The sequence below is a fragment of the Protofrankia sp. Cr2 genome, assembly GCF_963555885.1.
Classification (GTDB): Bacteria; Actinomycetota; Actinomycetes; order Frankiales; family Frankiaceae; genus Protofrankia.
The window spans coordinates 154921-170304 of sequence record NZ_CAUVXG010000003.1; the positions used below are offsets into that span (position 1 = coordinate 154921).

Here is a 15384-nt window from a genome sequence, read left to right on the forward strand (position 1 = left end):
GGGCCTCGGCACACCCGCCCCCGGCGCGCCCCACGTCCCGCATCACACGTCGGCTGTGGTTGGGATTGGTACTAGAACGTGCGTAGAGTTGGTACCAGCGGGTGGTTGAGGATTGCATCAGGCGATCTTGAGGTCAGTGTCACCGGCGGATCGCCAGCAGCGTGCGGAGGTCGGTATGGTTGATCAACGGGCTTACCATCCGCGTCTCGCTGACCGCAGGTTGCGCGAACTCGTGCAGGACTTTCCGGCCGTGCTCGTGAACGGACCGCGGGCAGCAGGAAAGACGACGACCGCTCGCCAGATATGCCGGGACATGGTCAGCCTGGATCGGCCGGCACATGCCGTGGCTTTTCGTGCGGATCCCGACGCGGCGTTGCGAATGCGCTCAACACGGCCGGAATGCCTTCTGGAAAGAGCCTTTACGAAGCAGCCGGGGTCAACGCCAGAACGGCGGCATCCTACGACAACCTGTTGACGAGCCTCTTTATTCTAGAGCGGGTTCCGGCGTGGAGTACCAACAGGATTTCCCGGCTTGTTAAAACGCCCAAAATATACATTGTCGAGACTGGCCTCGTCGGAAGTTCGATCGGTCTTTCGACGCGGGCGGTCCTGTCCGACGGAGACCTTCTCGGTCGCATGATCGATATTTTCGTCCTCGCGCAACTACGTCCGGAGGCTGCTCTTTCCGCGCGGCGCCACCGCTTCTATCACCTGCGAACCCAGGGCGGACGCCAGGAAGTGGACCTCCTCGTGGAGTTGGACGCCGGCAAGGTTCTCGCGATCGAGATCAAAGCCAACTCGGCTCCCAGCCGTCACGACGCCGCGCACCTGTGCTGGTTGCGCGACGAACTCGGCGACCGGTTCGTGGCCGGCGCGGTCCTGCACACGGGTCCCGCGGTCTACCCCCTTGACTCGAAGATCCTGGCGGTGCCCATCTGCGCGATCTGGGGCTGACCGCAGGGAGCCTGCCCGGCCGAAGGGCGCGCGATCGCGGTTGTTCTCGCGCGCCCGGAGGCCGTGAGCACAGGGAGCCTGGGACCCCATCGTCGGCGACGTGGGGTGGGGGTACCCGCGGGTGCGGGCGCAGGGGTACGACAACATACGTGTCTGTGAACTCACGCTTTCTTGCGGACCTGCACATCCACTCCAAGTACTCCAGAGCCTGCAGCCGGGACTGCGACCTGGAGCATCTGGCCTGGTGGGCGGCGCGCAAGGGCATCGCAGTGGTCGGCACCGGTGACTTCACCCACCCGGCCTGGTCGCAGGAGATCGCCACCAAGCTCGTGCCGGCCGAGCCGGGTCTGTTCCGGCTGCGTCCCGACCTTGAGGCTGACGTCCTGCGGACGTTGCCTGCGTCGTGCCGGACGGCAACCCGATTCATGTTGTCCACGGAGATCTCCACGATCTACAAGCGGGGGGAGAAGACCCGCAAGGTTCACCATCTCCTCTACGCTCCGGACACCGACGCCGCCGGCCGGATCACCACGAGTCTTGGGAAGATCGGTAACCTCGCTGCGGACGGGCGTCCCATCCTGGGGTTGGACTCCCGTGATCTGCTGGAGATCACCCTCGGCGCCGGGGAGGGCTGCTACCTCGTGCCGGCCCACGTGTGGACTCCCTGGTTCGCCGTCCTCGGATCGAAATCCGGTTTCGACGCGATCGAGGACTGCTATCTCGACCTCGCGGACAACATCTTTGCGTTGGAAACCGGCCTGTCAGCGGATCCGCCGATGTTCTGGCGGTTGTCCGGACTCGACCGGTTCCGTCTGGTCAGCAATTCCGATGCGCATTCCCCGCCCATGCTCGGCCGGGAGGCGACCGCGTTCACCTGCGACGTCGATTACTTTGCGATGCGTGCGGCGCTGCGCAATGGGGACGGCTTCGCCGGCACCATCGAGTTCTTTCCCGAAGAGGGCAAGTACCACCTTGACGGTCACCGCAAATGCGGGGTCCGATACGAGCCGAGCCAGACCCGGGAGGCCGACGGTCGCTGCCCCGAGTGCGGGCGCCCACTGACGGTCGGCGTGCTGCACCGCGTGGACGCGCTCGCCGACCGCGAGGAGGGACACCGCCCGTCGACCGCGGGCGAGGTGCGTTCACTGGTCGCCTTGCCCGCGGTCGTCGGCGAGATCCTCGGGGTCGGGCCGAAGAGCAAGGCGGTGGCCGCGCAGGTCACAACGCTCACCGCTCGGCTCGGCCCGGAGCTCGCGATCCTCGGCGAGGTCCCGCTCGACGCGATCGGCGAGGTCGGTTCGTCCGCTCTGGTCGAGGCGATCCGACGGTTGCGGCGGGAGGAGGTGATCCGTGACGCCGGCTATGACGGCGAATACGGGGTCATCCGCCTGTTCGACCCGAAGGAACTGACCTCGGATGCGGGGACGCTGTTCGACCTGGCTCCCGCAGCGGGCGCCACCGGGGCGGGCAGGTCCGCGCCGGGCCAAGCCGTCGGGGGGTCGGCCGGGGGGTCGGCCGCCGGCACCCGGACCGGGCGGGGAGGCGCCCGCCGTGGGCGCAGCGCGCTGGCATTCTCGGTCGCAGCAGCGGCAGACACGGTTGCACCCGCGGCGGCGGCGGTTTGTGGCCCGCTCGACACGGGCGCAGCGATGACCGACCCTGTCAGCCCTGTCAGCCCGTCTATTCTGGCCGGACTCGACGCCGAACAGCGTGCGGCGGCGGCGGTCACCCAGGGGCCGCTATTGATCATTGCCGGACCCGGCACCGGCAAGACCCGGACCTTGGTCCACTCGGTCGCGCACCGGGTCCGGGAGCAGGGGGTGCCGGCCGAACAATGCCTGGCCGTGACCTTCACCCGGCGGGCCGCGACCGAGCTGCGGGAGCGACTCGACGCTCTCGTTGGTGCGGCGGCGCCCCGTATCCTCGCCACGACCTTCCACGGTCTGGGCCTGCGGATCGTTCGGGACTGTCACGATCTGTTCGGCCTCGGCGCGGACGTCCGGATCGCGGATGAGGCGATCCGTGCCGACATCCTGCGGGACGCGTTGGCCGGGACGGTCACGGGTGCGCGCAACCTGGAACGGGTCCGGCGCGAGCTGGCCGGCTTCCGCCGCACGCACGCGCTCGGCGGTGCGACGGCCGGTCACGAGCTGGCCGGTCCGGCCCAGCGGTACGACGAGGCACTGCGCGCACGGGGTCTGGTCGACCTCGACGACCTCCTCGGGCTTCCGGTGATCGCCATGCGGGAACATCCGGACCTGGCCGAGACCTACCGGGCGCGGTGGCGCCACGTCTGGGTCGACGAGTACCAGGATGTCGACGAGCTGCAGTACGTCCTACTGACGATGTTGACAGGCCGGGCGGGTGCGAGCATGGCTGACGAGCGGGTTGGCGAACCGACTGACGGGGCCGCCGCGAACCTGTGTGCGATCGGCGACCCGGACCAGGCCATTTACTCCTTCCGCGGCGCCGACGTGGGCTTCTTCCTGCGTTTTCGGGACGACTTCCCCGACGCTCAGGTGGTTTCGCTCACCCGCAACTACCGCTCCACGGCGGCCATCGTGGACGCCGCCGTCTGCCTGATCGAATCGGCGACCCTCGTCCCCGGCCGAACGCTCACAGCGGTCGGGCAGCACCCGCAGAGCCCCCGACCGCTGCTGCACCGGGCCGCGAGCGAGGCCGAGGAGGCCGCGGTCGTGGTGAGCACCATCGAACAGGCGCTGGGAGGCACGTCCTTCCACGCGCTCGACCTCGGTGTGGACGCAACCGGCGAGGCCAGATTGTCCTTCGCTGACATCGCGGTGCTCTACCGCACGGCCCGCCAGGCCCGGCCCGTGATGGATGCGCTGGACCGGTACGGCTTTCCCTTCCAGCAACGGTCCCACAACCGGCTTGCCGCCGCCCCGGGTGTCGGGCGTCTGCTCGCGCTCGTCGATGAGCACACCGGTGACTCCTCGGAGCGCCGATCCGTCCTCGCACGGTTGCGGACCGCAGCTCAGTCGATGATCGACGATGAGATTGAGATCCGCTACGCGCTCGACATCCTGACGGCTCTGGCCACCGAGTGCGGGGACGATCTGGAGCGGTTCCGGTCGGAGATCGCGCTCGGCGCGGAGGTTGACACTCTTGATCCGCGCGCGGACCGGATATCGCTGCTGACGTTGCACGCGTCCAAGGGCCTGGAATTCGGCCTTGTGATCATAATCGGATGTGAGGATGGCCTGCTGCCGTTGCGCTGGGCAGGTTCCTCATCGCCAACAGTCACCGATGAAAAAGATCCCGGTGCCGGGGACGACGGCGGGGACGGTGAGGAGCGCCGACTGCTGTTCGTCGGCATGACCCGGGCGCGGGGCCAGCTCGTGCTCACGCATTCGGCCCACCGTCGCCGGGGCGGGGCGGCCGCGCAGACACGGCCGTCACCCTTTCTGGACGTCCTCGGTGAACCCCTGCTCCAGCGTCGCTCAGGTCCGGTGGGTACCCGTCCGCAACGGGTGAATCAGGGCCACCAGCTACGGCTCGTCTGAGCCGTGACCATCCGCGATTCCGTCACATTCGCCGATCTTCGCGGTAGCCGTCAGTACTATTAGTCCGATTTGCCGATAGTCCTTATCAGGGAAAAGCCTGATAACCGGCCGAATAAGACTACTGATGGCAGTGGGCGGTGTGGTGACACCACCGCCCGCATTGACGTATGCCCATGACGGGCGGATCGGGGCACTGTGCGGGTCCGCGAACAGGATTGCCGTGAACGTGATGCTCGCGGACGGGTCGGAATGGTCGCCGCTGTGGTGGCGTTCGTCGTGTTGGTGACAGCCCAGGCAACGAGCCCACCGGCCAGCGCCGAGCCGGCAACGGCCCAGCCCGGCCCGGTCGCAGGTTGGGCACCCAAGACACCACCGCTGACCACTGCGTGGACGAATAAAGTGTCGGCGGACAATCCGTTGCCCGAGTATCCGCGACCAGCGCTCACCCGTGCCCGCTGGCAGAACCTCAACGGAGTGTGGCAGTTCGCCGCCGGTGCCGGCCCCGATGCGGCGGGCGAAGCACCGCCGGTGGGTCGGGATCTGGCCGAGCGGATCCTGGTGCCGTATCCGGTGGAGTCCGCCCTGTCGGGAATCAAACGTCCCGTCGGTCGGATGTGGTACCGCCGTACCTTCACCGTTCCAGATGGCTGGCAGGTTGGTCGGGGAGCGCGTCTGCTGCTCCATTTTCAGGCCGTGGACTACGAGGCGACCGTGTATGTGAACGGTCGGCTGACCGCGACCCACAAGGGTGGCTTCGACGCTTTCAGTATCGACGTCACGGACGCGCTGACCGGCTCCGGTCCGCAGGAGCTGGTGGTCGGTGTGCATGACCAGACCGACGCGGCCAGCCAGGCCGTCGGCAAGCAGCGCCCTGATCCCGGCGGCATCTTCTACACGTCGTCGTCCGGCATCTGGCAGACGGTGTGGATGGAGCCGGTGGCCCCCGCGCACGTCGACCGGCTCGACGCCACCCCGGATCTGCCCGAGAATGCCCTGCGGTTGACCGTTGTGGCCGCCGGCGCCACGGGCTACATCGCCGAGGCGATCGCCTACGCCGGCGAGCAGGAGATCGGCCGGGTCACCGGCGCGCCGGGCACCGAACTGCGGCTGCCCGTCCCCAACCCGCACCTGTGGACCCCCGACGATCCATACCTTTACACCCTCAAGGTACGCCTGAGCGACCCGGGTAACAGCGTCGGCGGTGACGGTTCCGGAACACATAGCGCCGGAGATGACAGCGGTGGAGGTGACGGCGCAGGTCACGATTCCGTCGGTAACGGTGTCGCCGGCGGTGATGTCGTTGGAAGCAAGGCCATTGACGAGGTCGGCTCGTACTTCGGCATGCGTTCGATATCTCTGGGTGACGGCCGCGACGGCAAGACCCGGATGCTGCTCAACGGTAGGTTCGTGATGCAGGTCGGCACTCTCGACCAGGGGTTCTGGCCGGATGGCCTTTATACCGCTCCCACCGACGAGGCGCTTCGGTCCGACCTCGAGGCGCACAAGCAGCTCGGCTTCAACATGGTCCGCAAGCATGCCAAGGTCGAACCCGACCGTTGGTACTACTGGGCCGACAGACTTGGTCTGCTCGTCTGGCAGGACATGCCCGCGATGTTCGGCGGCCAAACCCCGGCCGATGGAGCTCGATATCAGTTCGAGTCCGAACTGCGTGCGCTGGTCGACGCCCACCGCGGGTATCCCTCGATCGTCATGTGGGTGCCGTTCAACGAGGGCTGGGGCGAGTACGAACCGAAACGCGTCGCCGATCTGGTCAAGTCCTGGGATCCGAGCCGGCTGGTCAATGTGGACAGCGGGGTGAACTGCTGCGCGTCCATCCCCGATGACGGCGAGGGCGACGTATATGACAACCACACCTACGTCGGCCCGGGCGGGCCGGTCCAGCAGGGAAAAAGGGCGAGCGTGGACGGCGAGTTCGGTGGGCTCGGGTTGACGGTCGACGGCCATCTCTACGACCCGGCGAAGGCCTTTGCCAACGAGCTCGAACCCGATGCGGCCACCTTCACCCGACGTTACGTGGAGTTGTCCGACAGACTCCTGGCGACGGAGAAACGGTGTGGTCTGTCCGGCTCTGTGTATACACAGATCAGTGATGTGGAGAACGAAATCAACGGGCTTTACACCTATGATCGCGCGGTTCTCAAAGCGGATGCGGCATCGGTACGGAAAGCCAACCGCGCACTGATCGACGCGTCGGTTTCGGTGGAGGACGAGCCGATCAGCTATCCGCCGGGCACGGCCGGGCTCGACGGTGTGAGCTTCTACCGGTTCGACGAGGGCAACGGCACGGTTACCAGGGACGCGGTGGGTGGCCATGAGGCGACCCTGGTGGGCGGCCCGGCGTGGACGGGTGGGCATGCCGGGCCGGCGCCGGTGTTCAACGGTTCGAACCAGTTCGTCGACACCGGTACCTCGATCGTCGATACGACGGGCAACTACAGCGTGTCAGCGTGGGTGAAGATCGACCGGCTCGGTTCGTTCGCCACGGCGGTCAGCCAGGACGGTGACCCGCACAGCGCGTTCTATCTTCAGTATTCCGCGGTTGACAACCGGTTCGCCTTCGGTGACGCCGGCGTCCGGGCACTTGGCCCCACGCCTGCGGTCGGCCAGTGGTATCACCTCACGGGTGTGCGGGACGCGGCGAACGGAACGATGACGCTCTACGTCGACGGGGCGAAGGCGGGGGTCACATCGGTGTGTCTGGGGGAGAAAGCCGCCGGTCACACGGTCATCGGCAGGGCGATGTACAACGGCGGACCGGTCGACTTCTGGCCGGGAACCATTGATGAGGTCCACATCTTCGACCGTGCCCTATCCGTGGCCGAGGTCGGACAGCTGTACAGCGCCGGCAGCGGAGGGCCGTCTCAAGCAGTCCAGCGCTGATTATCAACGCTTGCGGAAGACCATCGCCAGGTTCCAGGTGAGAACCTCCCGTACGCCGGGAATCCGAAGGATCGGCTTTGCCCAGCTCGGCAGGTATCTCGGCATGGCCTCGACGACCTGGATGTCGGACCGGCCGTTCGCCCACGCCAGGGCGTCCGCGACCGATACCGGGAACAGACTGGTGCCGTAGAGGTTCTTGGGTGCGACACCGGTGCGGCGCTCGTACCGCAGCGCCGCCCGGTGGCCACCCAGGTAGTGCCAGGGCGAGGTCTCGTGTCCACCCCACGGCGACAGCCAGTTGGTGAAGCTCAGGAAGACCACACCGCCGGGACGGGTCACCCGCACCATTTCCGCACACATCCGCCATGGGTCGGGGACGTGTTCAAGGACGTTCGAGGAATAGCAGATGTCCACCGATGCGGTGGCGAACGGCATGTCCAGCGCGCTGCCCAGTACCCGTCCCGGCTTGACGATGCCCCCCGCGCTCATCTCTGAAATATCCGGTTCGACCCAGAAGTACCGGGCACCCGCCCGCTGGAAGGCGGCGCGGAAATAGCCGGGGCCGCCGCCGACGTCCAGTACCACCGACCCGGCCAGCGACGTGAACTGGCTGAGCTGGTGCACCGAGTCCGCGGCGAGCAGCGAGTAGAAGCCCGCGGGGTCGACCTGCTCGCGGCGGCAGGCCTGGAACAGTCTGATCGATCGGCCGATCGAGGTGCCGGCCACCGGCGCAGGTGGGGCAGCTGGCAGCTGCGGTGCGGGCGGTACCCGCACCGGGCGCGAGGCTTTGGACGGTGTCCCGTCGAGTGCGGTGGGAGTATCGGGGGAGGAGGAAGATCCCTGTGGGAGGGACACCGTCTCGGCCATGCCGGGCACAATAACATCCGATGGCGTGGCCAGAATGTAACTTTACGTCCCGGTCCCGACACGTGCACCCGAGATCTGGTGACGCCACGCACAGGTGGCACACAACGACGCCCGACGACACGCCCCGGAGTCATGATGATCGAGCTGGTCGCCGGTGCCAACCGGTCGTTGCCCGGTGGTGTCCTGTCGGTACGGGTGCCCGGTCCCTTCGATCTTTCGGTCCTCATCACGGGTGCCGACGGGAAGGTCACAACCGACCAGGACTTCGTCTTCTACAACCAGCCGTCCGCGCCCGGTGCGAGGCTGAACGGTGACACCGTGGACATCGACCCGGGCCGGCTGCGGCCGGGGGCGAGCCGGGTGGTGGTTGTCGTCAGCCCCGCCGACACCGCGTTGGCGCTCGGCCAGCTGCCACCGCCGGTGATGGACATCCGTAGCCGCGACGGGGCTCCGCTCGTGCGCTTCACCCCGCCTGCGCCACGCACCGAGACCGTGCTCCTGCTTGCCGAGATCTACCGGCGTGGCAGCGACTGGAAGGTCCGCGCGCTCGGGCAGGGCTATGCCGACGGCCTCGCCGGGATCGCTCGTGACTTCGGTGTGGACGTGGCTGACGACGGCGCAGCGCCGGTCTCGGTGCCGGGCCAGCGCCCCGGGGGTCCGCGGGGACCGGCGAGACCGGCCGAGGCTGTCTCCGCCATGGTGGTCCCGGCCATGGTCACAGAGGTGGTCGCATTGGTGAACGCCGAACGGGCCAGGGTCGGTGCCGGGCCGTTGACCCTCGAATCGCGCCTGACCCTGGCCGCGCAACGGCACAGCGAGGACATGGCGGCGAACAGCTACATGGACCACGTCAGCCTGGATGGGCGGACGATGTCCGACCGCGGTACCGCCGCCGGCTACCGCTACCGCGCGTTGGGTGAGAACGTCGCCGCGGGCCAGCAGAGCCCGGCTGAGGTGATGGACGGCTGGATGCACAGCCCCGGCCACCGCAAGAACATCCTCAACGGGGAGTTCACCCAGATCGGCGTCGGCTTTGCCCGTGGTGGCAGCTACGGCATCTACTGGACGCAGGTCTTCGGCACCCCCGCCGACTGGTGACCCCTATTGCCGGGCGCTCTTATCCGCCGAGACCGGCCGGACATCCGAGGTGGTCGACCTTGAAAACCGTACACATGTTTGGTGACGATCTTTCTCCGGTGCGTCCGCTCAGGTCAGACGGCTCGCCGCTTCATGGATGGGAGCCACCCTTGCCGTCATAGCGGTCGTGGCCGTCGTCGAGCTGGGGCATGGAGCGGCTCATCCTTCCCTGGGGGTCCGGTCCCTGGTGAGGGAGCGTGCTAGCGGCCGTCTTGGAGGTACCTGGCTGTGCCGCGTTCGAGTGCGGTGAGGGCGGCTTGGGTTCGGCGCCACACGTAGGGGCGCAGCAGCCGCGCGGCCTCGGTCGGTGGCCAGAAGCGGACGGCGGCTAGCTCTGGGTCGACGGAATGCAGCGCACGGGCTCGGTCGGCTGGCAGTGTGCCGCCGTCGAAGACGAAGGCCAGCAGATCGTCCCAGGGGCCGTGTGGGGAGACCCAGTCCACGCACAGCAGCTCGCCGACGGGTATGCCGAGGTTTAGTTCTTCTTTCAGCTCGCGGCGGAGGGCATCGCGGGGTGGTTCGTTCGCTTCGGCCATGCCGCCGGGTAGGTCCCAGTCAGGCTTGTAGGTCGGGTCGACCAGCAGGAGACGTCCGGTTTCATCGCGGATGACGGCGTCGGCCGAGACTCGTTTGCGGGCTTGCCGGGCGTTGCCATCGGCGGGGTGGGCAAACTCGCCGGCGTCCCGGTCGCGGTAGCTGGCCTCCCACTCCTGTTCGGTGCTCATGACGCCTCGGCGGTTCGGGCGGGCAGGGTGGTGGCGACGCGACCGAGGAACTCGTTGACGACTGGTAGGCCGAGGTGCGGTTCGAGTCGGCGGCCGAGTGCCCGTAGCTGGCCGACGACACGGTCGGAGTCCAGCTGACTGGCGGCGTCGAGCACCCGGGTGCCGGCCTCGCAGGTCGCGTCGAGATCGCCGCGCCCGAGGTGCACAGTCGCGAGGGTGAGGTTGGTGAACGCTCGGCTTCGGGTCCGGTCTGGTGTGCGCAGCTCCAGGACCCGCAGCGCCTGGCGTTCGGCCGCGCTCCAGTCGTGCAGGTCGCGCAAGCAGATGGAGGCTTCGGCGGCGAGCGATGCTTCGTCGAACGGGCTGAGCCATTCGTTGCCGGTGGGCACCGCGTGAGCCAGTTCTCGTTCGGCGTCCCGCAGCGCGGCCAGACACGTGGCCGATGCACCAGCCAGAGCGGTCCCTCGGGCCGTCATGGCATGCAGCCGGCTACGCAGTGCCCCGTACTGTGGGTCGTCCGGCACCAGCGCGAGGCCCGCCAATGCGAGCCGGACGGCGTCGTGAGGATGGTCATTTTCCAAGGCTAGTTGACTCTGGCTGACGAGCGCTTGCGCGGTCAGCGCCTGGTCGCCGGCCGCGGTGGCCAGGCCGAATGCCTGGACGAAGTGCTGGGCCGCGAGGTCGCCGCGGTTTCTCAAGGAGCTGTATGTCTCCGCTGCCGCCCGGCGGCGCGGGGTCGGGCGGATGCTCATGGAGCACCTGCGGACCATCGCCGAAGAGCAAGGTTGTAGCCGCCTGGAGTGGACCACGGATCAGGAGAACACCGAAGCTCAGAGCTTTTACGACGCTTTGGGTGCGCAAAGACATGACGGCAAGGTGTTCTACCGGACACCGATTCCACCGCTCGTAGCTGGTCTCGGCGAACCCGCCACGACGCCGGCACCGGGTGCGTGCGCGGGCGAGGCGACCGGAGCGGTCAGCGACGGTCGAACTACACTGAAGTGGTGAGTCTGGAGGCGGGGACCGTGACAGCGGATGAGCTCAGGAACGCGATGGTCGACGGCGTGCGGCCGTCGGGCGCGGCGCTGAGTGGCCGGGTGGACGCGGCGATGCGGGCGGTGCCGAGGCATGTGTTCGTGCCCGAAGTCTCGCTGGAGCGTGCTTATGGGCCGGACCCGGTGGTGACCCATCGCGACGGTGATGGGGTTCCGGTCAGTTCCGCGTCCGCGCCTGGCACGGTCGCCGGGATGCTGGAGGATCTCGACGTTCATCCGGGGCATCGGGTGCTTGAGATCGGTGCTGGGACGGGGTACAACGCGGCGTTGCTCGCCCAGCTGGTTGGCCCGGCTGGTTCCGTGACGACGATCGAGTACGACGAGGCCGTGGCGTCCGCGGCGCGCGCCGCGCTGAGCAGCTTGGGTGCGGCCGTGACGGTGGTGCACGGAGACGGCATGATCGGCGCGCCTGGACGGCCGACGTTCGACCGGATCGTGGTCACCGCGGGTGCCTGGGATATCCCGCAGGCTTGGTGGGAACAGTTGGCCGAGGACGGACGTTTGGTGGTGCCGCTGCGGATACTCGGGCTGACCCGGACGGTTGTCTTCGAGCGCGCCGGAGCGGTTCTGCGTAGCCGGTCGGTCGTGGAGGACGGGTTCATGCCGATGCGTGGCGTCGGCGCGGTTCGCGAGCAGAATATCCGGGTCGGCGCGGGCCCGGACCTGGTGGTCCGGCTGGATGACGATCGCCAGGTGGATGCGTCGGCGCTGCGAGGCGCGTTGGATCATCCTGTGGCTGTGTGCTGGACCGGAGTCGCGGTCCCGTGGGGCTGGACAGAGCATCTCGATTTCTGGCTGGCCACGCTGGACGGCTTCTGCCGGCTCCTGGTTTCGCGGGCCGCGGTCGAGGACGGCCGGCTGATGGCGGCGAAGGGTCCGTGGGGAAGCATGGGTGTCGTCGAGGGCGAGTCGCTGGCGTATCTCACGACGCGGCCGAGTCCGACCGACGACGCCGCGATGCCGAGCTACGAGGTCGGTGCCTGCGGCTACGGCCCGCGGGGCGCCGATCTGGCGGCCCGGCTCGCCGAGCGGGTCCGCGACTGGGACCGTGATGGCGGGCAGGGTGTCCAGTTGTGGATCGAGGCATACCCGGCTGACGCCGGACGTCCGGAGGTGTCGGGCGTGCTGCTTGCGGTCGACAAGCGCGACAGTCGGGTTCTCGTCCGGGTGGCTGAACAGGTACCCGCCGCGGTTTGATCGCTTGGTCGGGCGGCGTTCAAGACAATCGAACACGGGCTTCCGCGCGACACCCGGCCAGTCCGCGATCGGTCGCGCCGCCGTGGCTTGGGTGACGCCCACCGTCGCGGCTGTCTCCGACATACGCGCGGAAGCCGTAAGGTCCCTACGCGCGTGGTCGGTAGACACGCAGGCCGTCGAGATCGCCGAGCTGGTGACAAATGCCGTGCGTGCCAGCCGTCGCGTATCGGACAAGTTCATCGCGGTCCGGCTATCGGCCCGCGATGGCACCGAAGAAGCCGTCCGTCCCGGCGACCATGACCAGGCCGTCCCAGAGTCGTCCGGCGGCTTCACCGCGAGGGGCGGGTGTGATCACGGCATCGGCGGCCTGGTCCCAGGTGGGCAGCAGCCGCAGGGACCTGCCTGATCGCCACTCAGATGAGAGTGGAGCAGGACGAAGGGCCCGCTGACGCGCTGGGAATAGGTGTGGATGTGATCGGGAGAGATCTGCCGCCGAGCGGGCCGCCCTTGGCGACGGGGTCGCGCGCTGCTCCAGCGCTTTTTTGCGGAATTCGGAATTCAAGCCCTGCGCGGCGGTAGGAGCCATTCGCGGCGACGAGAGCTAGGACTTTTCGCCCCTGGCTCAGAAGCCGTCGCTGGAAACCATGGGTCCTTTCGTAAGGTAGTTGACCAGGGCTGCGCGGGTCGTGGACACGAACTGGGCGGGGATGCGGTCGGCGGGAGTCCAGGCGATTTGGGAATGCTTGTAGGGTTCGGCGTTGGTTGCTTCGCCGGTCCAGGTGTGGGTGGCGAAGACGACGGTGAGGAACCCGTTGGGGCCTTCGACGCCCCAGGAACTGTGGATGATGCCCGCGACGGTGAGATCGGCGGCCTCGACGATCAGGTGGGTTTCCTCTTTCAATTCCCGGGTGGCGGTGGTGGTGATGAGTTCGCCTTTGTCGGCTTTCCCGACGGGCAGGTCCCAGTGCCCTGCGGCAAATTTGGCGTGGGGTGCGCGCTGAAGGAGCAGGACCCGGTCGGTTGTCTGATCGTGGACGATGACGGCAGCAACGAGCAGCGTATGGGAGTCCAGCGCCGGCGGTAGGGCGGTGTCGTTCACGGCACGATCCTATTCAGATGGGCGCGTGCCGGATCCGCTGCGCGAGCCGGGCGGCGCCCGGGACCTTGCGGCGCTGGTACAGGGCGAGCGTGGGGCCGATGGAGGTGAGCGCTGATCGGGTGCGCGCCGAGGCCATGCCTTCGGCCAGGTCCAGTGCATTGCTCCAGGCCGCGATGGCCTCGTCGGCGCGTGCTTGGGCGGCCAGGCAGTCGCCAAGATCCATGTGGGTGAGCAGGTGGACACGCGGGAACGCCTTCTGGTCCCAAGAGGTGAACGCGGCCCGGTGCCTCAGCTCGGTGCCGGGATGGTCGCCGAGCTCGGTGAGGGTCCGGGCGGTGTGAGAGTCGACAGTTCCAGCGGCTGGTCCCATCAGCGGGCCGGAGAGCTTGCTGGCCATGACATCCAGGTCCGCTGGGGACACCTGCACCCGCGACGAGCCGGCGGGACCCTGATGTGGGCCGAACTGGATGTCCCCCCGGAGGTGCTCCGGCCGCTGGCGCGCCGCTCACGGTCCGCCGCGGTCCTGGAGCCACGAATCAGGTGCCCGCGCGGGCACCCGTGCTGGTGGAGCACGACCTCGCGTGGGTCGCGGACGGACTGCCAGAAGTCACACCGGTTGGCCAATCCGGCGCTTGCGGCTACTGGACCCGGGCGGCGGTCAGGAAGCCGTCCGGGACGACAGGCACAGGTCTGAAGCACCTCGAGCGTCGGTCCTACACGGGGGAGGTGGCCATGCCAGAGATCGCATAGCAGGCATACGCAACACGCATAGACAGCGTCACCAGGAGTCCTAGTCTGCGCCGATAGCGGTGCGCTGCGGACCAAGAACTGATGGGTGGAGATGGCGACGGCACGGATGAGCCTGCGGGAGGAACAGGACGATCTGCGTTCCCGTATGCGGGCTCTGGGGATGGGGCACGGTGAGATCGCCGCTGAGTTCACGAGGCGTTACCGGTTTCGGCCTCGTACGGCGTGGCGGCACGTCCATGGCTGGACGCTGAATCAAGCCGCGCGACAGGTCAACGACGTCGCCGCGCGAACCGGCTACGACGAGGACGGCCGGGCCCCTATGACCGGGCCGCGCCTGTGCCAGCTGGAGAAAAGGCCGGCCCGGTCCGGGGTGCGGCCCACCCCACCGAGGTCGCTGCTCTCGCGCTCCGCTACGAGGACGGCGGGGACGAGGCAGGCCGCGTCGAGGAGGGCGACGTACACGTGTGGTCAGTCGCGGCCATGGCGTGCTCGCTGCAGCACGTCATTGTAGTCGGTGGCGGGCGTGTCGTAGAGACCGAGCTCCTGTGCAGTGCGGGTCAGTGCGCGCAGTGTGGTTCGGCGTCCGGCTTGTCGTTCCTGCTGGTAGCGCAGGACGTCGTCGAGGCGGATACGACGGTGCCGTCCGGGCCGTTCGTAGGGGATCTCGCCTTCGTCGAGGATCTTGACGAGCGTGGGTCGGCTTACGCCGAGTAGGTCGGCGGCTTCCTGGGTGGTCAGACGGCGGGAGGTCGGGCTGATGGTGACGGCGCGTCCGGCAAGCATGGCGCGGGCCACCGCGCCGAGGACGGCGAATATGGCGGGCGGTAGGTCCACCGCCTGGCCGTCCGGTGCGACGAGCCGGGCCGGGTGTTTGTCTGCCGTCCCTGTGACATCGACGTCGTGGGCTCGGTGGTCACGGCTGCTGAGGGCCAGACTTCCGCAGACCGGTCCCCGCGCGGCTGGGTCCAGCGCGGCGACGACACGGCGGACCTCGCCGACGTCGTCCGGAGGAAGGAACGTCTGGCTTCGAAGTGGTTCGACCATGGAGCCTGCCATGCCTCTACCATTCCACAATTCGAAAGAAACGCAACGTCGAAAAAAACAAGTAGGGAAAGTTGGCACGAGGGCCTTGGTGCGGACCGACGTCCCGCGCAGGGCACTCCACGTGGGGCTGC

The 15384-nt window shown here is 67.9% G+C and carries 11 protein-coding genes and 2 pseudogenes; 6 read left to right on the top strand and 7 right to left on the bottom strand.

The features are described from left to right. Positions 1 to 399: 399 nt before the first annotated feature. The 3 genes from U9978_RS03470 to U9978_RS03480 all read left to right on the top strand — a co-directional run bounded on the left by U9978_RS03470 (position 400) and on the right by U9978_RS03480 (position 7379). Positions 400 to 954 carry a DUF4143 domain-containing protein gene (locus U9978_RS03470; protein ID WP_322759551.1) on the top strand — a complete coding sequence of 185 codons (555 nt, stop codon included), beginning with the start codon at positions 400 to 402 and terminating at the stop codon, positions 952 to 954. Between the two features lie 155 nt (positions 955 to 1109). After that, positions 1110 to 4478, top strand: coding sequence for a UvrD-helicase domain-containing protein (locus tag U9978_RS03475; RefSeq protein ID WP_322759604.1), 3369 nt, complete (start codon positions 1110 to 1112; stop codon positions 4476 to 4478). A 249-nt stretch (positions 4479 to 4727) separates the two neighbouring features. After that, positions 4728 to 7379 carry a LamG-like jellyroll fold domain-containing protein gene (locus U9978_RS03480; RefSeq protein ID WP_322759552.1) on the top strand — a complete coding sequence of 884 codons (2652 nt, stop codon included), beginning with the start codon at positions 4728 to 4730 and terminating at the stop codon, positions 7377 to 7379. Positions 7380 to 7382: 3 nt separating this feature from the next. Here the strand turns inward: U9978_RS03480 and U9978_RS03485 are convergent, their stop codons facing one another. After that, the gene (locus tag U9978_RS03485) at positions 7383 to 8246 is read right to left on the bottom strand and encodes a class I SAM-dependent methyltransferase (RefSeq protein ID WP_322759553.1); all 864 of its coding nucleotides are present in this window, start codon (positions 8244 to 8246) and stop codon (positions 7383 to 7385) included. Positions 8247 to 8381: 135 nt separating this feature from the next. Between U9978_RS03485 and U9978_RS03490 the strand changes: the two genes are divergently transcribed. Next, positions 8382 to 9344: a CAP domain-containing protein gene (locus U9978_RS03490; protein WP_322759554.1), complete on the top strand. Its 963-nt coding sequence runs from the start codon at positions 8382 to 8384 to the stop codon at positions 9342 to 9344. A gap of 239 nt (positions 9345 to 9583) precedes the next feature. Here the strand turns inward: U9978_RS03490 and U9978_RS03495 are convergent, their stop codons facing one another. Together U9978_RS03495 and U9978_RS03500 are read right to left on the bottom strand one after the other, a co-directional pair. Beyond that, complete coding sequence (locus tag U9978_RS03495; RefSeq protein WP_322759555.1) at positions 9584 to 10108, bottom strand: NUDIX hydrolase; 525 nt, start codon at positions 10106 to 10108, stop codon at positions 9584 to 9586. Further along, positions 10105 to 10860, bottom strand: coding sequence for a hypothetical protein (locus U9978_RS03500; protein ID WP_322759605.1), 756 nt, complete (start codon positions 10858 to 10860; stop codon positions 10105 to 10107). Before U9978_RS03500 ends, U9978_RS03495 begins: the two co-directional genes overlap by 4 nt. On the opposite strand from U9978_RS03500, the gene U9978_RS03505 reads away from it, so the two are divergent. Both U9978_RS03505 and fxlM read left to right on the top strand, forming a co-directional pair. Next, positions 10748 to 11116 (top strand): GNAT family N-acetyltransferase, encoded by a 369-nt coding sequence (locus U9978_RS03505; protein ID WP_322759556.1) that lies wholly within the window; start codon positions 10748 to 10750, stop codon positions 11114 to 11116. The genes U9978_RS03500 and U9978_RS03505 overlap by 113 nt on opposite strands. Before the next feature lie 17 nt (positions 11117 to 11133). Further along, positions 11134 to 12360, top strand: a complete 1227-nt coding sequence (fxlM, locus tag U9978_RS03510) for a methyltransferase, FxLD system (protein ID WP_322759557.1) — start codon at positions 11134 to 11136, stop codon at positions 12358 to 12360. 250 nt (positions 12361 to 12610) lie between these two features. On the opposite strand, the pseudogene U9978_RS23965 reads toward fxlM, so the two are convergent. The 4 genes and pseudogenes from U9978_RS23965 to U9978_RS03530 form a co-directional block, all read right to left on the bottom strand. Next, positions 12611 to 12715 (bottom strand): annotated as a pseudogene (locus U9978_RS23965) (hypothetical protein); the annotation flags it as partial. A 267-nt stretch (positions 12716 to 12982) separates the two neighbouring features. After that, positions 12983 to 13459 (bottom strand): NUDIX domain-containing protein, encoded by a 477-nt coding sequence (locus tag U9978_RS03520; protein ID WP_322759559.1) that lies wholly within the window; start codon positions 13457 to 13459, stop codon positions 12983 to 12985. 13 nt (positions 13460 to 13472) lie between these two features. After that, a pseudogene (locus U9978_RS03525) lies at positions 13473 to 13826 on the bottom strand (tetratricopeptide repeat protein); the annotation flags it as partial. An 851-nt stretch (positions 13827 to 14677) separates the two neighbouring features. Then, positions 14678 to 15265, bottom strand: coding sequence for a helix-turn-helix domain-containing protein (locus U9978_RS03530; protein ID WP_322759561.1), 588 nt, complete (start codon positions 15263 to 15265; stop codon positions 14678 to 14680). Positions 15266 to 15384 lie beyond the last annotated feature (119 nt).